This is a genomic window from Alphaproteobacteria bacterium (assembly GCA_037200005.1).
GTDB lineage: Bacteria > Pseudomonadota > Alphaproteobacteria > UBA9219 > RFNS01 > JBBCGY01.
Genome location: JBBCGY010000002.1, coordinates 201292 through 223676 on the forward strand (window position 1 = coordinate 201292; position 22385 = coordinate 223676).

21 protein-coding genes and 1 tRNA gene are annotated in these 22385 nt (G+C 59.1%); 7 read left to right on the forward strand and 15 right to left on the reverse strand.

Going from position 1 to position 22385, the window contains the following annotated elements:
- Positions 1-23: 23 nt before the first annotated feature.
- The 4 genes from WDO70_10640 to eno form a co-directional block, all read right to left on the reverse strand.
- Positions 24-3275 carry an efflux RND transporter permease subunit gene (locus WDO70_10640; protein MEJ0063625.1) on the reverse strand — a complete coding sequence of 1084 codons (3252 nt, stop codon included), beginning with the start codon at positions 3273-3275 and terminating at the stop codon, positions 24-26.
- 33 nt (positions 3276-3308) lie between these two features.
- Entirely contained in the window at positions 3309-4478 is a 1170-nt protein-coding gene (locus WDO70_10645; GenBank protein MEJ0063626.1) for an efflux RND transporter periplasmic adaptor subunit, read from the reverse strand.
- A gap of 231 nt (positions 4479-4709) precedes the next feature.
- Positions 4710-4785: transfer RNA gene (locus WDO70_10650), tRNA-Phe, on the reverse strand.
- A gap of 68 nt (positions 4786-4853) precedes the next feature.
- Positions 4854-6131 carry a phosphopyruvate hydratase gene (eno, locus tag WDO70_10655; GenBank protein ID MEJ0063627.1) on the reverse strand — a complete coding sequence of 426 codons (1278 nt, stop codon included), beginning with the start codon at positions 6129-6131 and terminating at the stop codon, positions 4854-4856.
- Between the two features lie 79 nt (positions 6132-6210).
- On the opposite strand from eno, the gene ribD reads away from it, so the two are divergent.
- Both ribD and ribA read left to right on the forward strand, forming a co-directional pair.
- Positions 6211-7164 (forward strand): bifunctional diaminohydroxyphosphoribosylaminopyrimidine deaminase/5-amino-6-(5-phosphoribosylamino)uracil reductase RibD, encoded by a 954-nt coding sequence (ribD, locus tag WDO70_10660; GenBank protein ID MEJ0063628.1) that lies wholly within the window; start codon positions 6211-6213, stop codon positions 7162-7164.
- A gap of 8 nt (positions 7165-7172) precedes the next feature.
- The gene (gene ribA / locus WDO70_10665) at positions 7173-7754 is read left to right on the forward strand and encodes a GTP cyclohydrolase II (GenBank protein ID MEJ0063629.1); all 582 of its coding nucleotides are present in this window, start codon (positions 7173-7175) and stop codon (positions 7752-7754) included.
- A 13-nt stretch (positions 7755-7767) separates the two neighbouring features.
- Here ribA and WDO70_10670 read toward each other — a convergent pair whose 3' ends face one another.
- The gene (locus tag WDO70_10670) at positions 7768-8169 is read right to left on the reverse strand and encodes a hypothetical protein (GenBank protein MEJ0063630.1); all 402 of its coding nucleotides are present in this window, start codon (positions 8167-8169) and stop codon (positions 7768-7770) included.
- 184 nt (positions 8170-8353) lie between these two features.
- Here WDO70_10670 and WDO70_10675 point away from each other — a divergent pair, with 184 nt between their 5' ends.
- Positions 8354-8848 carry a helix-turn-helix transcriptional regulator gene (locus WDO70_10675; protein ID MEJ0063631.1) on the forward strand — a complete coding sequence of 165 codons (495 nt, stop codon included), beginning with the start codon at positions 8354-8356 and terminating at the stop codon, positions 8846-8848.
- Between the two features lie 10 nt (positions 8849-8858).
- On the opposite strand, the gene WDO70_10680 is transcribed toward WDO70_10675, so the two are convergent.
- From WDO70_10680 to tpiA, 3 genes are all read right to left on the reverse strand, one after another.
- Entirely contained in the window at positions 8859-10487 is a 1629-nt protein-coding gene (locus WDO70_10680) for a CTP synthase (protein MEJ0063632.1), read from the reverse strand.
- 21 nt (positions 10488-10508) lie between these two features.
- Positions 10509-10898 (reverse strand): preprotein translocase subunit SecG, encoded by a 390-nt coding sequence (gene secG, locus WDO70_10685; GenBank protein ID MEJ0063633.1) that lies wholly within the window; start codon positions 10896-10898, stop codon positions 10509-10511.
- A gap of 149 nt (positions 10899-11047) precedes the next feature.
- Positions 11048-11794 (reverse strand): triose-phosphate isomerase, encoded by a 747-nt coding sequence (gene tpiA / locus WDO70_10690; GenBank protein ID MEJ0063634.1) that lies wholly within the window; start codon positions 11792-11794, stop codon positions 11048-11050.
- Positions 11795-11932: 138 nt separating this feature from the next.
- Between tpiA and WDO70_10695 the strand changes: the two genes are divergently transcribed.
- Entirely contained in the window at positions 11933-13873 is a 1941-nt protein-coding gene (locus WDO70_10695) for a peptidyl-prolyl cis-trans isomerase (GenBank protein MEJ0063635.1), read from the forward strand.
- 15 nt (positions 13874-13888) lie between these two features.
- Here WDO70_10695 and WDO70_10700 read toward each other — a convergent pair whose 3' ends face one another.
- A complete protein-coding gene (locus tag WDO70_10700) occupies positions 13889-14194 on the reverse strand; it encodes a divergent polysaccharide deacetylase family protein (GenBank protein MEJ0063636.1) in 306 nt (101 codons plus the stop codon).
- Positions 14094-14888: a divergent polysaccharide deacetylase family protein gene (locus WDO70_10705; GenBank protein MEJ0063637.1), complete on the reverse strand. Its 795-nt coding sequence runs from the start codon at positions 14886-14888 to the stop codon at positions 14094-14096. Before WDO70_10705 ends, WDO70_10700 begins: the two co-directional genes overlap by 101 nt.
- Positions 14889-14971: 83 nt before the next feature.
- Here WDO70_10705 and trpD point away from each other — a divergent pair, with 83 nt between their 5' ends.
- From trpD to WDO70_10720, 3 genes are all read left to right on the forward strand, one after another.
- Positions 14972-15985, forward strand: coding sequence for an anthranilate phosphoribosyltransferase (gene trpD, locus WDO70_10710; protein ID MEJ0063638.1), 1014 nt, complete (start codon positions 14972-14974; stop codon positions 15983-15985).
- A complete protein-coding gene (gene trpC / locus WDO70_10715) occupies positions 15985-16776 on the forward strand; it encodes an indole-3-glycerol phosphate synthase TrpC (GenBank protein ID MEJ0063639.1) in 792 nt (263 codons plus the stop codon). The genes trpD and trpC overlap by 1 nt, the downstream gene beginning before the upstream one ends.
- Positions 16777-16908: 132 nt before the next feature.
- Positions 16909-17478: a hypothetical protein gene (locus tag WDO70_10720; protein ID MEJ0063640.1), complete on the forward strand. Its 570-nt coding sequence runs from the start codon at positions 16909-16911 to the stop codon at positions 17476-17478.
- 15 nt (positions 17479-17493) lie between these two features.
- Here WDO70_10720 and WDO70_10725 read toward each other — a convergent pair whose 3' ends face one another.
- The 5 genes from WDO70_10725 to WDO70_10745 form a co-directional block, all read right to left on the reverse strand.
- Complete coding sequence (locus WDO70_10725) at positions 17494-18891, reverse strand: NAD(P)(+) transhydrogenase (Re/Si-specific) subunit beta (protein MEJ0063641.1); 1398 nt, start codon at positions 18889-18891, stop codon at positions 17494-17496.
- 19 nt (positions 18892-18910) lie between these two features.
- Positions 18911-19330: an NAD(P) transhydrogenase subunit alpha gene (locus WDO70_10730; protein MEJ0063642.1), complete on the reverse strand. Its 420-nt coding sequence runs from the start codon at positions 19328-19330 to the stop codon at positions 18911-18913.
- A 20-nt stretch (positions 19331-19350) separates the two neighbouring features.
- A complete protein-coding gene (locus tag WDO70_10735; GenBank protein ID MEJ0063643.1) occupies positions 19351-19698 on the reverse strand; it encodes a hypothetical protein in 348 nt (115 codons plus the stop codon).
- 9 nt (positions 19699-19707) lie between these two features.
- Positions 19708-20847 (reverse strand): Re/Si-specific NAD(P)(+) transhydrogenase subunit alpha, encoded by a 1140-nt coding sequence (locus tag WDO70_10740; GenBank protein ID MEJ0063644.1) that lies wholly within the window; start codon positions 20845-20847, stop codon positions 19708-19710.
- An 87-nt stretch (positions 20848-20934) separates the two neighbouring features.
- On the reverse strand, positions 20935-22278 hold the full coding sequence (locus WDO70_10745) for an AarF/ABC1/UbiB kinase family protein (protein MEJ0063645.1): 1344 nt from the start codon (positions 22276-22278) through the stop codon (positions 20935-20937).
- Positions 22279-22385: the final 107 nt, after the last annotated feature.

Here is a 22385-nt window from a genome sequence, read left to right on the forward strand (position 1 = left end):
AGCCCCGATGATTGACCGGGAATTTATAAACGCTTTTCCGGCGCTTCGCCATGCTCATTTTGCAGGGTTTCCCATGAATGGGTGCCCGCCATATGGAGCTTTCCGCCCGACAGTTTCCGGATCGTGACATAGAATACCGGCGTCAGGAACAGACCGAAGAAGGTGACGCCGAGCATGCCGGAAAACACCGCCACGCCCATCGCATGGCGCATTTCGGCCCCCGCGCCGGTGGAAATCACCAGCGGAATGACGCCCATGATGAAGGCGAAGGACGTCATCAAAATGGGCCGCAGCCGCAGACGGCAGGATTCCACCGCGGCCTCGAAAGGCGTGCGTCCCTGAATTTCCAGTTCGCGCGCGAATTCGACGATCAGAATCGCGTTTTTACACGCGAGTCCTATCAGCACGAAAAGCCCGATCTGAGTGAAGATGTTGTTCGTGGTGCGATCCAGCCAGACTCCCACCATCGCGCAGAACAGGCACATCGGCACGATCAGGATGACAGCGAGCGGCAGACTCAAGCTCTCATACTGCGCCGCCAGCACCATGAAGGCGAGCAGCACGCAGAGCGGAAACACCAGAAACGCCGTATTGCCCGCCAGGATTTGCTGATATTTCAAATCCGTCCATTCGTAAGACATGCCTTTGGGCAGGGTTTCAAACAGGATTTTCTCCATGGCCTCTTGAGCCTGGCCCGCCGATACGCCGGGACCGGCATCGGCATTGATGTCAGCCGTGCGATAGCCGTTATAGCGCGCCGCCCGCTCGGGGCCGAAGCTGTGGCGCACGGTGACCATGCTGCCGAGCGGAATCATCTGGCCGTCGACATTGCGGACTTTCAAATTGGCGATATCTTCGGCGTGGGCGCGGAACGGCGCGTCGGCCTGAGCGATGACCTGAAAGGTACGACCGAATTTATTGAAATCATTCACATATATTGATCCAAGATAAGTCTGCATCGTGGAGAATACGTCCCCTACCCCCACGCCCAACTGCTTGGCCTTGGTGCGGTCCAGATCGACGTGAAGCTGCGGCACGTTGATTTCATAGCCGGAAAAAACCTGGGCAAGCTCCGGCGTCGCGCGCGCTTTCCCGAGTACGGCATTGACGATCTTAGCCAATTCCTGGTTTCCGGCGTCGATGCGATCCTCGATTTGCAATTTGAATCCCCCCGCGGTGCCGAGGCCCATGACAGGCGGCGGCGGCAGGACGAAGACGAAAGCGTCCTTGATCGCTCCCAGTTTCATCATCATGCTGCCGGCAATGGACTTGGCCGACAAATCCGGCGGCAAATCTCTAAGATGCAGAAAGGCCAGCGCGCGATCGAACCAGCCGGGCGACGGGCGCTCATCGAACGGCTTCAACGGAAGAAACACGATCCCGGCATTGGAGCTGTTGCTGAATCCGTGAATCGAAAAGCCGGGAAACGCGACCGAATTTTCCACGCCAGGCTCATTGAGTCCGATCTCGGACATTTGCCTTATCACCTTTTCGGTGCGGTCGAGCGTCGCGCCTTCCGGCAACTGAGCGATGCCGATCAGATATTGCTTGTCCTGCGCCGGAATATATTCGCCGGGAACCGCCTGAAAGAGGAACCATGCCGTGCCGATCAACGCCAGATAGGCGGCAATCGCCACGCCGCGATGCCGGAGAATGCTACTGACATCCCTGGAATAACTTTCGGAAGCGCGTCGGAAAAGATTATTGAATCCGTGGAAGAACCAGCCGAACACCCCGTCGATGAACCGGCTGAACCAATCCTTGGGCTGGTCTTTCCCTCTGAGCAGAATGGCGGCCAGCGCCGGGCTGAGCGTCAGTGAGTTGAAGGCCGAGATGACGGTGGAAATCGCGATCGTCAGCGCGAATTGCTTGTAAAACTGTCCGGTCAGGCCGCTGATGAACGCAATCGGCACGAAAACCGCGCATAGAGTGAGCGCGATGGCGATGATCGGGCCGCTGACCTCGCGCATCGCCTGATAGGTCGCATCGCGCGGCGATAGACCGTGCTCGATATTCCGCTCGACATTTTCCACGACGACGATGGCGTCATCGACCACGATGCCGATCGCCAGCACCAGCCCGAACAGCGATAGCGCATTGATCGAAAATCCCAGCATCAGCAATGCGGCGAAGGTGCCGATGATCGAGATCGGCACCGCGAGCAGCGGAATGACCGACGCCCGCCAGGTCTGCAGAAAAACAATGACGACCAGGACGACCAGCGCAATCGCCTCGAACAGCGTCTCGATCACCGCCTTGATGGAATCGCGCACGAAAACCGTGGGGTCGTAGACGATGCTGTAATCGAGTCCGGCGGGGAAATTCTGCTTCAACTCATCCATCGTGGCGCGCACGTCGTCTGAAATCTTGATCGCGTTCGAGCCTGGCGCCTGGAAAATCGGGATCGCCACGGCGGGCTTGTTGTTGAGCAGCGAACGCAGCGCATAAGACGACGCGCCGAGCTCGATCCGCGCCACGTCCTTAAGCCGCGTGACCGCGCCGTCCGCCGACTTGATGATGATGTTGCCGAATTCTTCCTCGTTTTGCAGCCGCCCCTGAGTGTTGACCAGCAACTGCGTATCGACGCCGACCGGCATCGGCGAAGCCCCGATCTGTCCGGCAGCCACCTGGACATTCTGCTCGCGCATGGCATTGACGACATCGTTCGCCGTCAGGTTGCGCGCCGCGATTTTTTCCGGATCGAGCCAGACCCGCATCGCGTAATCGCCGGAGCCGAACAGCGCCACTTGCCCCACGCCGCTGATCCGCGCCAGGCGGTCCTTGACGTTCAGAAGACCGTAATTGCGGATATAAAGCTCGTCATAGCGCTTGTCGGGCGACAGCAAATGCACGACCATCGTCAGGTCGGGCGAGCTTTTGAGGACGACCACGCCCAATTGCCGCACGATATCGGGCAGACGCGGCAAGGCTTGCGACACGCGGTTCTGCACCATTTGCTGCGCAAGATCGGGATCGGTGCCGAGCTTGAACGTCACCGTCAGTTTCATGACGCCGTCCGACGTGCCCTGCGACGACAGATAAAGCATATTCTCGATGCCGTTGATTTGCTCTTCCAGCGGCGCGGCGACGGTGTCGGCGATAACCTCGGGATTGGCGCCGGGATATTGCGCCTGGACGACGACCGACGGCGGCACGACTTCGGGATATTCCGAAATCGGCAGCAGCGGGATCGCGATGATTCCGCCGATGAGGATCAGCACCGATAGAACCGCGGCGAAAATCGGCCGGTCGATAAAGAATTTAGAGATGTTCATGACATGGTGCCAGGCGGCCTTCTATCCGAGCCTTTAAGGCTGGGCAGCGGCGACGCTCGCCTCCATCGGTTCATCCTGCGGCAGGATCGGCGCGCCCGGCATGACGCGCTGCAGGCCGCTGACGACGATTTTCTCGCCCGCCTTCAGGCCGGAATTGACGATGCGCAGCCCGTCGGCCATGCCGCCGAGCGCAATCTCGCGGTAGTTGGCTACATTGTCCGCGCCGACGACATAAACGAATTTCCTGTCCTGATCGGTGCCGATGGCGCGGTCGATGATCAATGTCACGGGACCGATGCGCGGCAGGGCGATCCTGACTTTCGCGAACATGCCCGGAATCAGGCTGCCGTCGGGATTATCCAGGATGGCGCGCACCCGTATCGTTCCCGATCCGGGATCGAGCTGGTTGTCGAAAGTCTTGATAGACCCCTTATGCGGCGCGCCCTTCTCTCCCGCGAGGCCGATATAGACCGGAATTTCCTGCGCCTTGTCGTTGGCGGTGGTTTGCGCCTGGACATAGGAAAGATAGGCGGCCTCATCCATGTCGAAATCGGCGTAGATCGGCGTCGTCGATACGATTTTGGTCAGCAGCGGCGCGGTAGGCAGTCCCGCCTGCACCAGATTGCCGACGGTGATTTCGGCGCGCCCCGCCCGCCCGTCGATCGGCGCGCGGATTTCCGTGTATTCGAGATTGAGCCTGGCGGTATGGAGCGCGGCCTTCGCGGCCTGCACTTCCGCCGCCGTGACGTTCGCCGCGTTACGCCGCGTGTCGTAATCGCGCTTGGTGATGAAATCGTCTTTCACCAGCGCGGCCACGCGCTCGAAATCCTTCTTGGAGAATCCGGCCTGCGCTTCCGCCGACGCCAGCGCCGCTTCGGCGCGCTCGATCTCGGCGACGAACGGGCGCTGATCGATAGTGAACAGCAGATCGCCTTTCTTGACGAAAGCGCCATCCTGGAAATGAATCTGTTCGATGGTGCCGGTAACGCGCGGGCGAACCTCCGCATAATCGACGCTGGTCAGGCGGCCGGAATATTCCTTGAATTCCTGCGCGTCTTTCTCGATGACCGCGGCGACGTTCACGGGCATGGGGCCGCCCATCATGCCATGGCCGCCGCCGGGAGCATTGGATGAAAAAATTCTCTGGCCGATAACACCGGCCAAAGTCAGAACCACCAAAGCGACGATAATTTTCTTGAGCATGGATTTCTCCGTGGCGACTGAGCGTGCGCCGCAACTGAACCAGGATTATCTATTGGCACAGTGACGAGGGCTGGTCACGAAAAAATGCACTCAGCCGCGAATTTTGCGCTTTCCATGAGGTAACCGGAGGGACATTTCAGGAGTGCTGATCACTATGCCGATACCGCCTCGCTTCACCACACGAAGCTATGGCGGACACTCGGTTTTTCTAAGCTCGCTAAGAAAAACCGGTGGTGCCCAGGGACGGAATCGAACCGCCGACACGGGGATTTTCAGTCCCCTGCTCTACCGACTGAGCTACCTGGGCATATGACGGGAATGGCTAAGACGCTTGTGTATATGAAACAATCGGTTGCTTGTCCAGCGTGGCAGAAATCACCGCGCCAGCGCCGCCCGGCCGATATAGCGCGCCTGGCCGCCAAGCTGCTCCTCGATGCGGATAAGCTGGTTATATTTTGCCAGACGGTCGGAGCGCGACAGCGACCCGGTCTTGATCTGGCCGCAATTGGTGGCGACGGCAAGGTCGGCGATGGTCGAATCCTCGGTCTCGCCCGAACGATGCGACATGACGGCGCGATAGCCTGCCTTATGCGCCATCTCGACCGCTTCCAGAGTTTCGGACAAAGTGCCGATCTGATTGACCTTGATCAGGATGGCGTTGGCAAGGCCGCCTTCAATGCCGTCCTTGAGCCGCACCGGATTGGTGACGAAAAGATCGTCGCCGACCAGTTGTACTTTTCCGCCCAAAGCATCCGTCAGCATTTTCCAGCCCGCGAAATCGTCCTCGGACATGCCGTCCTCAATGGAGACGATGGGGAATTTAGCGCATAGGTCTTGATAATAGCCAACCATCTGCTCGGGGCTGAGCACTTTGCCTTCGCCGTGCAGATGATATTTGCCGTCCTTGAAGAATTCGGTCGCGGCGACGTCAAGCGCCAGCACGATATCCTTCCCCGTCTTGTAGCCGGATTTTTCTACCGCCTTGACGATGAATTCCAAGGCTTCGGCGCTCGACGCCAGATTGGGCGCGAAACCGCCCTCGTCGCCTACCGCCGTATTGTGCCCGGCGTCTTTCAGCAGCTTCTTGAGTGTATGGAAAATTTCCGCGCCCATGCGGATGGCGTCGGCGACATTGGCCGCGCCGACCGGCAGCACCATGAATTCCTGGATGTCGATAGGGTTATCGGCATGAGCGCCGCCATTGATGATATTCATCATCGGCACCGGCAGCAGCGATGCCGCCGCGCCGCCGACATAGCGATAGAGCGGCAGGCCGGATTCCTCCGCCGCCGCTTTGGCGACGGCGAGGCTCACGCCCAGAATCGCGTTCGCGCCCAGCCGGGCCTTGTTCGGCGTGCCGTCGAGATCGATAAGCGTCTGGTCAACCGCCAGTTGCGCGACGGCTTCCATGCCGAGCACCGCGTCCGCGATTTCGCCCTGGACGGAAGCAACGGCTTTCAGCACGCCCTTGCCCATATAGCGCGCCTTATCGTTGTCGCGCAGCTCGACCGCCTCATGCGCGCCTGTCGACGCTCCGGAAGGCACCGCCGCGCGGCCCATGGCGCCGGTTTCCAGCTCCACATCGACCTCGATGGTGGGATTGCCCCGGCTGTCGAGAATTTCCCTGGCTTTCACTTCGATGATGGCGGACATACAATGAACTCCCTAACGGACAGTTTTTAGCGTTGTAGCGCCAGTGTCATATCTCACCGAACCCGTTTTGACAAATGCCATGTTGCGGGCCTGCGCTGAGGCGCGGCGGTATCTGGGCACGACCGTTCCCAACCCGCCCGTGGGCGCGACCGCTCTGAATGCGGCGGGAGAGATCATCGCCGTCGCGGCTCACCAAAAAGCGGGCGAGGAGCATGCCGAGGCCGCCCTGCTTTGCCTGTGCCGCGAGCAGGGCATTTTGGATCAGGTCCATACTCTGGCTGTGACGCTGGAGCCTTGCAATCATTTTGGCCGCACGCCGCCATGCACCGCAGCAATCGCCGCTACGGGCATCAAAAATATTGCTATAGGCGCGAGCGATCCCAATCCAATCGCCAGCGGCGGCGCGGCATGGCTGCGCGAACGGGGCATTCATGTCGTCACCGGCATCGCCGAAGCGGCCTGCCGGCAGCTTATCGCCGCGTTCGCCACGTCCGTCCTTTATAAAAGACCGTGGATTACCGTGAAGCGCGCTTTCGATGCTCATGGATCGATGATACCGCCGCCGGGACAGAAGACGTTTACCTCGCCAGCTTCGCTGCGGCTGGCGCACCGTCTGCGCAAGAAAGCCGACGCGATCGTAACGGGCAGCGGCACGATTTTAGCCGATAGGCCCCTCTTCACCGTCCGTCATGTCGCGGATCATCCGGACAAGACCCGCATCCTCGCCATCGCTGACCGGCGGCGGCGCGTGGATGCCGGTTATATAGATGCCGCCACGGCGCGAGGGTTCCGCGTCATGATTTTCGACGACATCGAGCAAATGTTCGAGAAGTTGTATGCGGACGGCGCGCAGGATATCCTGGTCGAAGCGGGCCTGGAATTGAGCCAGGCCGTTCTTGATCGCGGGTTATGGAATCTCGGGGTCGGGATTCATCAGGGAACCGAAGATCGCGTTGAAGCCGCCCTCAATGAAAAGCTTGAAGTTCCCTTCGACCGGAACGAATTCGTTCTCGACAATATGCTGCCGGATTAGGATTATTCATGACCGCCACTTATCTCTCCAATGCGCAATTGCCCAACCAATACGGCAATTTCACCATACATGTGTTCACCGACGAGAACGGCGTGGAACATCCGGCGCTTACCATGGGGAAACTGGAGGAAACGCCGCTCGCCCGAATCCATTCGATATGCACGACGGGGGACGTTTTCGGCTCCAAGCGCTGCGACTGCCAGTCGCAGCTGCATGTCGCGATGCGCATGATCGCGGAATCCGGAAACGGCATTCTGATCTATCTGCGGCATCAGGAGGGGCGCGGCATCGGTCTTGGGAATAAAATTCGCGCCTACGCATTGCAGGAACAGGGCTTCGATACCGTGCGCGCCAACGTAGCGCTCGGCTATGCAGCCGACATGCGGAATTATGATATCGCCGCCGAAATCCTGCGTCATTTCGGCATCGGGAAAATCAGGCTGATGACGAATAATCCGGCGAAAATAGAAGCCATGCAAACCAATCGCATCGAGGTGGTGGAGCGCGTGTCGCTATGGACGGCACAAAATCCTCATAACGCCCCCTATATCGATGCCAAGAAACAGAAGATGAAGCATATGGAAGGCTGACGCCGCGCACGACTTATGCGTCCGTCCAGTTGAGCATCACCTGCGCCAAGGCGCGGGCCATATTCCAGCATCGATCAATATCGGTGCGAGCGAAACCCATGGCCAACAGGTCGGATGGATTGCATTCGCCCCCTTGTTTCATCGCGGTAGCGATTGCGGCAGCCATGCGGCTGTGAACGGCGAATTTATCGTCACGCGGAGCAAGGTCATCGAAGTCGGTGCGGCTCGGGGTTTTGTTATGAATGAGGCAGAACTCTTCCATGAAGTTCGCGAGTTTAAGCGCCGATTGAGCTTTATCATGCGGCAATTCGCCCTCTTTCGAGGCCACGGCCATGAAGCCCAAGACAAGGCAAAGCTCGCGGAGGGTCAAGGCCGCATCTGCTTCGATTGGTTCGAGTGTTTTTCTGCCGGACATAAGCACCATCTTGTAGAATCTAAGTTTCAGGCGGCCCACACTTTTATATAATATCAACTTATATTAATCAATAAGTATTTCCGATTATGCGAATGAAGCAAATGCGAATATTTTCTGGCTATGCCAAATCCACCCAAAGACTCATATCCCAACAATCTTGCCGACGTGCGCAAAAGGGTCGGCAATGAGCCAGCTCGAAATTGCCGACAGGCTCAGATTGACCCAGCCCAGCTATAGCAACCTGGAAGGCGGCAGAAGCCGCCTGACGGTCGATCGCGCGAAAAAACTGGCGAAGATACTCGGCTGCCATTTATGGGAGTTGTCCGACGACTTCCTGAACGAGCCGGTCATCCATACCAAAGGCCGCACCCGCGCGAAGGCCCGATACAGCCTTCAGGAGTTCATTCCCGACGAAGCGAAGAAAGGGCGGGCGTCATCGCCCGAGGCCGAGAGGGTGATGGACGCCGTCGCCGCGCTCGATCCCGTATTGCGCATCACCAGGGAACACGCCGAAAGAAATAAGATCAGACGCAATCCCGAGATCGTCATGGCCGTCTATGCCGCCACCGGTCGGCACATCCAGGACTATGAGCTCGACCATGACGAAACCGCGTCCGAAGATTACATCCGCGGCGTGGTGGCCGCCAAATTCGAACAGTTCATGAAGAAGAAGCGGTAGGCAATCGCCGCTAAACCAGCCTGCTCTGCGCCATCGCCGCCTTAACGAAGGACGCGAAGAGCGGATGCGGCGCGAAGGGCTTGGATTTCAGTTCCGGATGGAATTGCACGCCGACGAACCACGGATGGTCGTTGCGCTCGATGATTTCCGGCAATTGGCCGTCGGGTGACAGGCCGGAAAATACGACGCCGGCCTGCTCCAGCTGCTTGCGGTAATTGATATTGACCTCGTAACGGTGGCGATGGCGCTCGCTGATATCCGCCGTGCCGTAAATATCCCGCACCATGCTGCCTTGTGACAAATGGCACGGATAAGCGCCGAGACGCATGGTGCCGCCCAGATCGCCGCCCGTCGCGCGCTGCTCCAATTGGTTGCCGCGCAGCCATTCGGTCATCAGGCCGATCACCGGATTTTCATGCGCGCCGAATTCGGATGACGAAGCGCTTTTGATCCCACCGAGATTGCGGGCGGCCTCGATCACGGCCATTTGCATCCCGAAACAGATGCCGAAATAAGGAATTTTCCGCTCGCGGGCGAATTTCGCGGCCCGGATTTTTCCTTCGGTGCCGCGTTCGCCGAAACCGCCGGGAACCAGGATGCCATGGACGCCTTCAAGACGCTGGGTCGTGTCGTCGGCCTCGAAAATATCCGCTTCCAGCCATTTCAGCTTGACCCGCACATTGTTCGCGATCCCGCCATGGAGCAGCGCCTCGGCCAGCGACTTATAGCTGTCGAGCAATGCTGTGTATTTGCCGACCACGGCAATGGTCACCGTGCCTTCCGGCTCGCGCAGGCGATGGAGGATTTTCTCCCACCGCGAAAGATCAGGAGACTTGGCGGCGTCCAACCCGAAATAGTTCAGTACTTCACGGTCGAATCCTTCGGCGTGATAGCTCAACGGCACTTCATAGATCGTGCTGACATCGAGCGCGGGAATGACCCGCTCCTGCTTCACGTTGCAGAACGATGCGATCTTGCGGCGCTCGCCCGTGGGAATCTCGCGATCGGCCCGGCACAGCAGGATATCGGGCTGAATGCCGACACTGAGCAGTTCCTTGACCGAATGCTGCGTCGGCTTGGTCTTTAACTCGCCCGCAGTACCGATATAAGGCAGCAAGGTAACATGGATGAACAGCGCCTGCTCTTTGCCAAGTTCGTTGCCGAGTTGGCGGATAGCCTCAAGGAAAGGCAGGCTTTCGATGTCGCCGACCGTGCCGCCGATTTCGCATACCACGAAATCCTCGCCGTCGAGATCGGCGCGGACGAATTCCTTGATCGCGTCGGTAACGTGCGGAATGACCTGCACCGTCGCGCCGAGATAATCCCCCCGGCGCTCTTTGGCGATGACCGTGGAATAAATCCGTCCCGTGGTGACGTTATCGCTTTGCCGCGTCGCCACGCCGGTAAAACGCTCGTAATGCCCGAGATCGAGGTCGGTCTCCGCGCCGTCGTCGGTGACATAGACTTCGCCATGCTGCGTCGGCGACATGGTGCCGGGATCGACATTCAAATAAGGGTCGAGTTTGCGCAGCCGGACCTTATAGCCACGCGCCTGCAGCAGCGCGCCGAGCGCGGAGGCCGCGATTCCCTTCCCTAACGAGGAAACAACGCCGCCGGTAATGAAAATAAAGCGTGTCACGCCTATATAAACCTGCTGAAATTATTGCGCCATCGGCACGGCCGGAGCCGAGGGAGTTTCGGCGGGCTTTTGCTGCTGTGGCGTTGCAGCAGGGGCCGCTTTATCCGAAGATGCCTGAGGCTCTTCTTTTTTCATGATCGACTGAATGAGACCGGTCTGGCCATCGCTTGCCGCGCCATGATGCCGGCTGGCCATAAAAGTAAGGGTCAGGCTGGTAAGAATGAAAATGGTTGCGAGAACCGCCGTCGTCTTGGTCAGCGCATTGGCGCCGCCGCGCGCGGTGAAAACCCCGCCCATCGTCCCGCCGCTGCCCATCAAGCCGCCGCCATCCTGCGCCGGGCGCTGAATCAGGATAAGCAGGATCATCACCAGCGCGACCAGAAGATGAATCGCCAAAATCACATTTTCCATAATCTAAGCCCTATCGCTTCCATGCCGCAGCCGCGGCCGATTCAGTGTTTTGATTGATTTGGGGTCCCGTATTGTCCACGGAATAGTGTGTTAGCACGAGGCTATATTCATCGCAACTCAAGAGTTGCGGGGGCGTCCGGGAGAGGAGGCTACTGCGTTTTTTCGCATACCGCCCAGAAGCCGTCGGCGTTCAGGCTGACCGAGCCGATCAGGAATCCGTCGATTTCCGCCGAACCCAGATAGCCCTGCGCCAATTGGGGGGTAACCGAGCCGCCATAGATGACCTGCACGGCTTCTCCCACGGGCGCGAGAACTTTGCGGATATGCTGATGAACTTTTTCCACTTCCGCCACATCCGGCGTGATGCCGGTGCCGATAGCCCATATCGGCTCATAAGCGATGGCGATATTAGCCGTCGTGAATTTCTGCGGCAATGAAGCGCGCAACTGGGTTTCGACGGCCTGAAGGGTTTTGCGGCCATCATATTCTTCTTTGCTTTCGCCTACGCATAGAATCACGAATAACCCCGCCTGTTGCGCGGCAGCCACTTTACGCGCGATGAGCGCCGAGTCTTCATGATGGGCTATGCGCCGCTCGGAATGGCCGAGAATGACGTAACGGCATCCCATATCGACGAGCATGGCGGCGCTGATATCGCCCGTATAGGCGCCATGATTTTCAGGATGGCAGTCCTGCGCCCCAAGCTTAATGGGCGATTCGCTCAGCACTTCCGCAATCGACCAGAGCAGCGTATAAGGCGGGCAAACGACGATATCGGTGCCGACATTGCGTTGCGTGCGCGTCCGTTGCACTAAGTCATTGGCAAGGGAAAGGCCGGAAGTTAGTCTTCCGTGCATTTTCCAGTTTCCGGCGATAAGCTTACGACGACGTGACATTGGGCATATGTTCGGTTAAAGCGGTTGCGGGATGCTTTTCAAGATGGTCCAAGACGGGGTAGCTCTTAACATGTTTGCGCAGTTTGGGCAAAAATCTTTAACGAAAACTAAACAAGGGTCTTTTCTATGTTGAGAACGATGCGGGGCGCTGCCCAAACCTGGGTGATTAAGCTCTTGCTCCTATTTTTAGCCCTCAGTTTCTCCATTTGGGGCGTCGGCGACATGTTCCGGGGCAACCCCGCGCAGCGAATCGTGGCCTGCATTGGCGGCATCTATATTCCTTTCAATTTCTTTTTCGGCTCCAGCGCCGCGCTTTGCACCGGAGAAAAAATTACCGTCCAAATGCTCAATATGGAATTTCAACGCAAATTCGAGATGGCGCAGCAGAAAGCAGGCCCCGACTTCACGCTGGAAATCGCCAGACAGCTTGGTTTTATGGACAAGGCGCTCCAGGATATGATCTTTTTCAGGCTGTTCGGCCGGGTCGCCGCCGAGTTTGGCCTGCAATTCGACGCCCCGACGATCATCAAGCAGCTGGCCGATCAGCCCGAACTGCGAACGGCGGACGGCAAATTCGATCATGACAGGCTTCGCAAGGCCATTGCGCAGCTTCATATGAACGAGGCGGAGTTCATCGACTATATGCGCGATAGCGCGCAGCGCACCCTGACGACGGGCATCTTCGCGCTGGCCTCCTCGCCGCCTCAAACGCTTACCCAACAAGTGCTCGCGGCTCGCGGCCAGGAACGGCTCACGCAAGTTCTCCGGCTTGCCCATGACGCCATGCCCGCGCCTGCCGTGCCAGATGACGAGGTTTTGCAGCAATTCCATGAAAGCCATGCCGAACCGTTTACCGCGCCCGAATACCGGGATATCAGCGTGCTGAAAGTCTTCATCGACGACGTGAGCAAAAACATCCGCGTCAGCGACCAGGATATTGCCGCCGCCTTTGAAGCCCGCCAGGGCGAGTTCGTCCTCGGAGAACGCCGCGACCTTGTCCAGGTCGTTGTGGGAGACGAGACTAAAGCCAGCAAACTGGCGGAAGCGGCCAGGTCGGCCAAAGACCTGAAAAAGGCCGCCGACAAAATAGAGCTGGCCACCGCAACTCTCGAAGACCAGACCGAGCAAAGCATTATTCCCGCCTTGTACACGAACGTCTTTACCGCCGAAGCCGGCGATATCATCGGGCCGGTCAAAAGCGATTTCGGCTGGCACGTCATACAGCTCGCCAGGATCAAGCCGCCCTATAAGCCCGTCTTGAACGACATCAAGGACAAGCTCCGCGAAAAAATCCAGCGCGAGCGCGGGGCGGAGGAAATCCAGATCATGGCCAATAAAATCGACGACGCGCTGGGCGGCGCCAGGAGCCTCGAAGACATCGGCGACGAGTTCAAACTTCCCGTCGCGAAATTTTCCGCGATCGCCGCGACGGGCAAAACCGCCGATGGCAAAAATGCCGAAATTCCCTCCCCCGCCGACCTTGTGCTGAAAAACGCCTTCGCCTTGAACGAAGGCGAGAGCAGCGCGATGCTCGACGACCGGAAGGGCAATTTCCTCGTCGTCCATGTCGACAAGATCATGGCTTCGCATCTCCGGCCCTTCGCCGAGATCAAGGACAAGGTCGCCGCCGCGTGGCGCGCCGACCAGCAAACTCAGGCAGCCGCCCTGGAAGCAGGAGAGATCGCCTCCCTATGGGAACAAAAGCCTAACGCTTTCGCCGAACTCAGCGCGCGGCATGGCGTGACCGGACGGCAGGGCGACCCCATGTCGATACTCGGCGATTTCGATAAAGGCTTGCCGAAATCGATCCGGCAATCCGTGTTTTCGTTGAAATCGGACGGCGTCGCCGTGGGAGCCGACGACAAAGCGCATTACATCGTGCGCCTTATCGGCTTCAAAGCCTTTAATCCCGATAAGAATATCGGCGCCCAAACCAAGCTGAAGACCAGCATCGTGAAGACATGGCGGGCCGACATTCTGCATCAATTTGAATCGATGCTCCGGCAGAAATTCAACGTCCATGTCAATGACATCGTGCTCGATAGCGTGAGCGCCTCGGCGGAGAATAGCGAGCAGTGAGCGGATATTAAGTTACTACTGCGCCGCGCCCTTCCCGTCCGGCAGCAAGGCGGCGAGCGGGACAAGGCGGAATCCCCTGCCCTGCAGCGCCGCCAGCCAGGCCGTTAGAACTTTCAAAGTAGAAGGATGCGGATGCCCGATGGCAATCGCCGACCCATGCTGTTTGGCGACGGCCTCGGCCCGGGCAAGCTCGCGCTGAACCTCGGCTTCCGTGACCGTGTCATCGAGAAAAATGTCCCGCGCCAGCGCCGGCACGCCGGCTGCCGAAGCGGCCTCGACCGCGACCGAATGCGGCGATGTCTTGGAATCGAGGAAAAACAGATGCCGCGCCTTGACTTCCCGCATCACCGGCGCGAGCTTTTCTCCATTCGCGGTTAAAGCGGCTGCCCATATGGTTATTGACGCCGATCGCTTCCGGTATGGCTTCGAAAGCTTTGCGCACCCGCGCGGCGATTTCATCTTCCTTGAGATCGACGGTGAGAGCGCCCGGCCCCGGATCGTCATGGCCGACGGGCTGCATCGGCATATGCAGCAATAATTCGTGCCCTTGCGCCCTCGCCGCCCCGGCCAGCGCCGTCGCATGCTCGCCATAAGGCAGAAAGCTCAGCGTCACGGCGGCGGGCAACGCGATCGCCGCTTTAGTCGCGCGCTCGTTCAAGCCCAGATCGTCGATCACGACGGCGATGCGCGGCAATTGGCCGGGCGCAAGCTCGCTGCGCTTTTCGCGCTGCTGCGGGGATATTTTCTGTGGCTGGTCGACTTCCGGCACGGAAGGCTGCGATGGCGCGAAAGGAACCCAGGAGCGCGAGGAATCGCCCGCCGGTGAAGCCGCAGGCTTATCCGTCATGGACTCATCGATCTCATCCACATCGTCATAATCGGCATGGGGTTTCGTCACGACGCGCGGAGGCAGAACCCGGGCGTGATTGGTCGGAAGAAACCAGTAAAGGAGGAATCCCACGAATATGCAGGTCAGGACAAGACCCGGATCGATTCCTTTAGGCCAGTTAGACATGGGGCGCATCCATCATGATGACGAAATAGACTGCTCAGACGATAATCGTTAGATTGTTTAGGTTCAACGTGTAAACCCTTCCCATGAACTTTCACGACTATCTCATCCAGGCAAAGAACGGCTCTCTTCCGATGGCGGCAGCGGAAGCGGCTTTTGACGCCATATTGGACGGCCAGGCGGAAGCCGCCGATATAGGCCGATTCCTGATCATGCTGGCCGAACGCGGCGAAAGTGCTGGCGAACTTGTCGGTTTGGCGCGTTCGTTGCGCCGCCATGCCGCGTCGTTCGCCGTGCCGGGAGAAACCATCGATGTGTGCGGCACGGGAGGCGATGGCGGCCAGACGCCGAATATCTCGACCGCCGTGGGCTTCGTGGTGGCGGGATGCGGCGTGCCGGTCGCCAAGCACGGCAATCGCGCCGTATCGAGCCGGTCGGGTTCGGCGGACGTGCTGGAAGCCCTGGGCGTCAAAATCGATGCCGCGCCCGAACTGTCGCGCCGCGCCTTGCTGGAAACCAATATATGCTTTCTGTTCGCTCCTTTTTATCATCCGGCCATGCGCCACGTTTCGGCGGTACGGCGCGAGCTTGGCCGCCGGACGATCTTCAATCTCGCCGGACCTCTTGCCAACCCGGCTAGCCCCCGGCGGCAATTGATCGGAGTTTATAGCCGCGACTGGCTCCGGCCGATGGCCGAAACATTGCATCTGCTCGGCAGCGGCCGGGCCTGGATCGTCCATGGCCGCGACGGGCTTGACGAAATCAGCACGATGGCGCTAACCGAGGGTGTCGATATGAATGGCGGCGAGATGACTTCCTTCACCATCGATCCCGCCGAATATGGCTTGCAGCTTAACGAACCGGAGCAATTGAAGGGCGGCGATGCCGCCGTCAATGCGGCAACAATCATGAAATTTTTGCAGGGAACGCCTGGCGTTTTTCACGACATCGTGGTAGTCAATGCCGCTGCCGCGCTGGTCATTGCCGGACGCGCCGCCAATATGCGCGAAGGCATAGCGGCGGCAAAAGATTCCGTTGCCGATGGCCGCGCCCGCGCGGCGCTTGAGGCGCTTGTGGCGATTACGAACGAGAAGCCGTAATGTCCGATTTATTACAGGAAATATCCACCGTCAAACGCGAGCATGTCGCCGCCTGCAAGCGCGCGGTGCCTCTATCCATGGTCGAGGCGATCATCGCCAGAATGCCTCCGACCCGGGGTTTTGCCGCAGCGCTTACCGATAAGATTAAGCATGATCAATTCGGCCTGATCGCCGAAATGAAACGCGCCTCGCCGTCGGCGGGGCCGATAAGGCCGGATTTCGATCCGGCCGCCATTGCTTTGGCCTATAAGGAAGGCGGTGCGGCCTGTCTTTCAGTCTTGACCGACCGGCCTTATTTTCAGGGACGCGACGAGGATATCTCCGCCGCCTCGGACGCGGGACTGCCAATCTTGCGCAAGGATTTCATCATCGATCCCTATCAGATCGCCGAGACCAGGGCGCTCGGCGGCGATTGCGTGCTTCTCATCATGGCGGCGCTGACGGATAAGCATGCGCTGGAATTGCACGATGCCGCCATTCATTACGGCCTGGATATATTGATCGAAGTGCATGACCGGGAAGAGCTCGACCGCGCCCTGCCGCTGCTTTCCGGAATCATCGGCATCAACAACCGGAATTTGAAGAATCTGGAGATCCATCTCGGCACGACGCGCGCGCTCGCGCCGCTCGTTCCTCCAGGCCGCCTGATCGTCAGCGAAAGCGGCCTGCGCGGCCATGACGACCTGATGGATATGGCGGAATACGGCGCCAAATGCTTCCTGATCGGCGAGCATCTGCTCAAGCAGCCCGATTTGGTCGCGGCGACGCGAAGCATTTTGGGCAACCGTTAACTAAATTATTGTCCTTGCCGATCTCGGGTTTACCCATTAAAAGACGGCAACAAGTTGCCAATATTGAGTGGATAACGCTGTTTTTGGCCGCATGTTACGGAACCGCACACACCGATTGGGATTATAAAGCTCATGACATGGATTGCCGATATTGCTCCCATTCAGCCCACATTGATTCAGCAGCAATTGATGCGTGCTCCGGAGCAGACGCCGGGAACGCCGAAGGTTTATTACGACGAGGGCCAAGCGTTCATGTATATCGGCGCGCGCGAAGGCAGGCCGAAGCTTGGCAGCAGCGATACGAGCCATGTTGGCATTTATCGTTCGGCAGAGGGTCCATGCAGCCATAAGCCCGTCCCCAGGCTCGCCAGCGCCATCGTGAACGTCCTAGTTCTTCAAGGCGTGGAACAAGACGCTGCGCGGGCTGCCGTCGAAGCCATTAAGGATCATGACGAAGTGCGCGCCTTCGTGGGCGGAAAATGGAATAATCAAATTACCCAATTTTCAGACAGCACGCTGGAATTCGTGACCAGAATGGCCATGAACGAAGTCTTCGACACTTCCAATCCATCTCCTGATGTCAGATTAAATCTTCTTCATATTTTCACGGTAGCCGATAATTCGGCTTTCGCGCCGGAACCTGTAAGCCCCGCCGCCGGCATCGGCAGGAGAAACCCGCTGCTGGTTCTGTCTAACAGCTAGCATGCGGCCTGGGGCTTAATGTTCCAGCGCCTTGACGATCTGCTCGCACATCTTCTTGGCGTCGCCGAACAGCATCATCGTATTGTCGCGATAGAATAGCTCGTTCTCGACGCCCGCATAGCCCGACGCCATCGACCGCTTGATGAACAGGACGGTTCTCGCCTTCTCCACGTCCAGGATCGGCATGCCGTAGATCGGCGATTTCGGATCGGTCTTCGCGGCGGGATTGGTCACGTCGTTGGCGCCGATGACGAAAGCCACGTCAGTCATGCCGAAATCGCGGTTGATTTCCTCAAGCTCCAGCACATCCTCATACGGCACGTTGGCTTCGGCCAGCAGCACGTTCATATGCCCCGGCATGCGGCCCGCCACCGGATGGATGGCGTAGCGCACCTGCACGCCTTCTTTCTTGAGATAGTCGGCCATTTCGCGCAAAGCATGCTGGGCTTGCGCGACGGCCATGCCGTACCCGGGAACGATAATCACGCTGGAAGCGTTCTTGAGGACGAAGGCCGCGTCTTCCGCCGAACCGGTCTTGACGTTGCGGTCGCCAACCGGGCCGCCTGCCGCCGCCGCGCCGGAATCGCCGCCGAAGCCGCCGAGAATGACGTTAAAGATTGAACGGTTCATGCCCTTGCACATGATGTAGCTCAGGATCGCGCCCGAAGCGCCCACCAGCGCGCCGGTGATGATCAGCAGGTTGTTTTGCAGCGTGAAGCCGATGCCCGCCGCCGCCCACCCCGAATAGCTGTTCAGCATCGAGATGACGACCGGCATATCCGCGCCGCCGATAGGCAGGATGAGCAGGAACCCAAGAGCCAGCGTCACCGCGATGATCAGGGCGAAGGCAAGGCCGGATTCGCTAAGCATCAGCCACAGGATCAGGAAGACGGCGAAAATGCCGAGAAGAAGATTGACCTGGTGCTGAAACGGAAAGCGCAGCGGCTTGCCGGAAAGCAGCCCCTGCAGCTTGGCGAAGGCGACGATGGAGCCGGTGAAAGTGATCGCGCCGATGGCGACGCCCAGGCCCATTTCGACCAGGCTGCCGGTACGGATATGGCCGCCCTCGGCGATGCCGTAATCGTCAGGCGAAAGATAGGCCGCGGATGCCACCAGAACCGCCGCAAGGCCGACCAGCGAATGGAATCCGGCCACCAGCTGCGGCAAAGCCGTCATCGGGATTTTCTTGGCGATATACGCGCCTATGCCGCCGCCGACGGCAATCGCGGCCAGGACGACGATCCAGGCGGGCGCGGCGACGAACTGCAGCATGGTCGTGACCACGGCCAGCCCCATGCCGGCGATGCCGAACATATTGCCCTGACGCGCCGTGTCCGGCGACGAAAGCCCGCGCAGCGCCATGATGAAGCATATGGCGGAAACGAGGTAGGCGAAGGCGACCAAACCGGACATTAGATATTCCCCCTGCGACCTATTTCGATTTTTTCTTGTACATTTGCAGCATGCGCTGCGTGACGATAAATCCGCCGAAAATATTGACCGACGCGAGAACGATTCCCGCAAGCCCCAGCCAGCTCGACGCCGTGATTTTTTCCGATCCCGCCGCGATCAGCGCGCCGACGATGATGACCGACGATACCGCGTTCGTGACCGCCATGAGCGGCGAATGCAAGGCCGGGGTCACGCGCCATACGACATAATAGCCCACGAAGCAGGCGAGTACGAACACCGTGAGGCCGAGGATAAAGAAGTCTCCGTGTCCGCCGCCGCTGCTGCCGACCTGCGCCACCAGATCGTGCGACCGCTCCGCGAGCGCCCTGGAGAATTTGGCCAGTTGCTCCTGCTCTTCGGCTAATCTTTGGACGTCATTGACGTAATTTTCGATGGTCATCTTGACACTCCTTGGCGCGCTTATTCTGCTTTCGAGCCGTCAGCGGCATTGGGAACGGTGGGGGGAACAGTTGGCTCAACCGGAACTACGGGGACTGCATTCGGAACCGTCCCGGATGGAAGGGTGGCAACCGCTTCCTTGGGCGCGCCCATACGATAAAGCCGCTGGAGCAAATGGTTTTCCACGCTGCGCATGTTATCCAGGCGGGATTCCGCCGTCTCGACGCGTGCCTGCAGCGCGGCCATTTGTATCTGGCTATCCAAAAAAGAAAACGTGAATAACAGGAGGGCCGCCGCGCAGCCTATAACCGTGATGGCCAGACTTGTCACCCATTGGCCAAGTTTTTTTTCAGTTTTGTTATCCAGCATACGGGCCTCCTACGAAAACTGCGGATGCACGACGCGCCCGTCATGCGTGAGCAGCATTGCTTTGACGATTTCGTCTTCGGGATTGAGTTTCAGGCTGCCGCTTTCCTTGTCATGATAGGCGGCGATGAAGTTGTAGATATTGCGCGCGTACAGCGCGGAGGCATCGACCGGGATGCGGCTCGGCACATTACGATGGCCGACGATCTTGACGCCGGAAACATCGACAATTTCGCCGGGCTTGCTGAGCGCGCAATTGCCCCCCTGCTCGACCGCGAGATCGACGATCACCGAACCGGGCTTCATGCTGCGCGCCATCGGCTCGGAAACCAGCAAAGGCGCGGGACGTCCGGGAATCAGCGCCGTACAGATGACGACATCCTGCTTCTTGATGGTTTCGGCGATGAGCGCGGCCTGCTTTTGCTTAAAGTCATCGCTCATTTCCTTGGCGTAACCGCCTGAAGTCTCGGCTTGTTTGAGCTCTTCGCTTTCGGCCACGACAAAAGTCGCGCCCAGGCTTTCCACTTGCTCCTTGGCGGCGAGACGGACATCGGTCGCCGAAACGATGGCGCCCAGCCGTTTAGCGGTGGCAATCGCCTGCAATCCGGCGACACCGGCGCCCATCACCATGACGCGCGCCGGAGGAATGGTTCCCGCCGCCGTCATCATCATCGGAAAGGCGCGTCCGAATTCCGCCGCGGCGTCCAGCACCGCCTTGTAACCCGCGAGATTGGATTGCGAGGACAGCACGTCCATGCTTTGCGCCCGCGTGATACGCGGCACCAGCTCCATGGCGAGCGCCGACACGCCGCGCTGGGCATAGAGCGGCAATTCCGCCTTGGCGGCATGGGGATTGAGCATGGCGATCAGGATCGCGCCCTGTTTCAGCCCGGCGATCTCGTCCACCCCCTCGGTCGAGGTCATCGGCCTTTGCACTTTCAGCACGATATCGGCATCCGCGGCGGCCGTCGCGCCATCGCGGATCTGCGCGCCCACGTCTTTGTATGCCTGGTCGGGATAGGATGCTTCGGCGCCCGCGCCGGATTCGACGGCGACGGCATAGCCGAGTCCGATGAATTTCTTGACTGTTTCCGGCGTTGCCGCGACCCGGCATTCAAAGGGGCGGCGCTCTTTAAGGACGGCGATTTTCATTGGCAGTACTGGCTCTGGGCTGACTCTGGAACAGAATCGATGATCGGGGAGTTGATACTGCCCCAGTTTAAACGGCTTGTGAAGCGGTTATGACGGCGACTTCAGGCCCTGCTTTTTCAGCAACTTGTCTTGGTTTCTCGTAAGCTTGCCCAGATCGAAATCCTCGGTCAGACCCCGGAACAGCCTGTACCAATTGACCGACGCATCAAGCCGCAAGAACACAGAACCAAGGCCGACGGCGGCGCGATCCATGAACACGAATTCGCGCGGCACCGTCACGCCGCCAAGCTTGCGCAACTCATGATGCACCTTATGGGCGACTTCGCGGCCATAGAGGCCGGTATTGGTTTCGGCGATCTGGCGCGTGCGATCTTCCAAAATGGGCGCATAGACGAATTTCGCCCAGATATTGAGAATTTCGACCAGCGCCTTGGAAGGATTTTTGAATCCCCATGCTTCATAGGCCGATACCGCCTCGTCATGGCTGCCGTTCGCCAGCGCGTGATAGAGCCGGATCACGCCATCGACCAGGCTTGGCGGAAATATGCGGACGCAGCCGAAATCGAGCAGATTGACGCCATTGTCCTTGCGGATGGTATAATTGCCCATATGCGGGTCGCCGTGAATGATCCCATAATGGTAGAAGGGCACATACCAGGCCTGGAACAAATGCGTGGCGATCGCGTTGCGGTCTTTCTGGCCGCGATCCAGGACGTCGGCAAAACGCATTCCGTCGAGCCGCGTCATGGTCAGCAGGCGCGCCGTCGACAGTTTATCGACGGTTTCCGGAACTTCCACGCCACCGATATCGTCCAGCATCGTCCGGTATAGCTTGATATGCTTGGCCTCAAGGCCGTAATCCAGTTCCTCGCGCAGACGGTCGGCGATTTCCTTTTGCACTTCGCCGGTCGAAACGGCGCGGTCGTAACGCTCGAAAATCGCCATCACGATTTTCAACTGCCGCAAATCCGCCGCGACCGCCGACGCCATGTCGGGATATTGCAGCTTGCAGACCACCTGCCGTCCGTCCGGAGTCTCGGCGGCATGCACCTGCCCAAGCGAAGCGGCGGCAAAGGCGGTGCGCGAGAAGCTCTTGAATTTCTTTTCCCAGTCCGGGCCAAGCTCCGCCGCCATGCGCCGCTTGACGAACGGCCAGCCCATCGACGGCGCGTCGGCCTGCAGCTGCGCCAGCTCGGCGGCATATTCCGCCGGCACCGCGTCGGGAATGGTGGCGAGCATCTGCGCCACTTTCATCATCGGCCCCTTAAGGCCGCCGAGCGCCGCGCGCAAATCAGCGGCGAGCTTCTTGCGTTCGGTCTTCACGCCGAGATATTTCTCGCCCGCAAGCCGCGCCCCTACCCCCGCCATGCTGGTCGTTACCTTGGCATAGCGTCTGACGCGCTTGGAGAGGGTGTTGTTTTCTTTGGGCATAGCGCAATAGTTAGAGCAGGTTTCGCATGGGAGCCAAACCCAATTTTATGCGCAATGGGAGGCGCGCCCGGAAAGCATCGAAAAATCGCGACTCCCGCCTCCTGTTT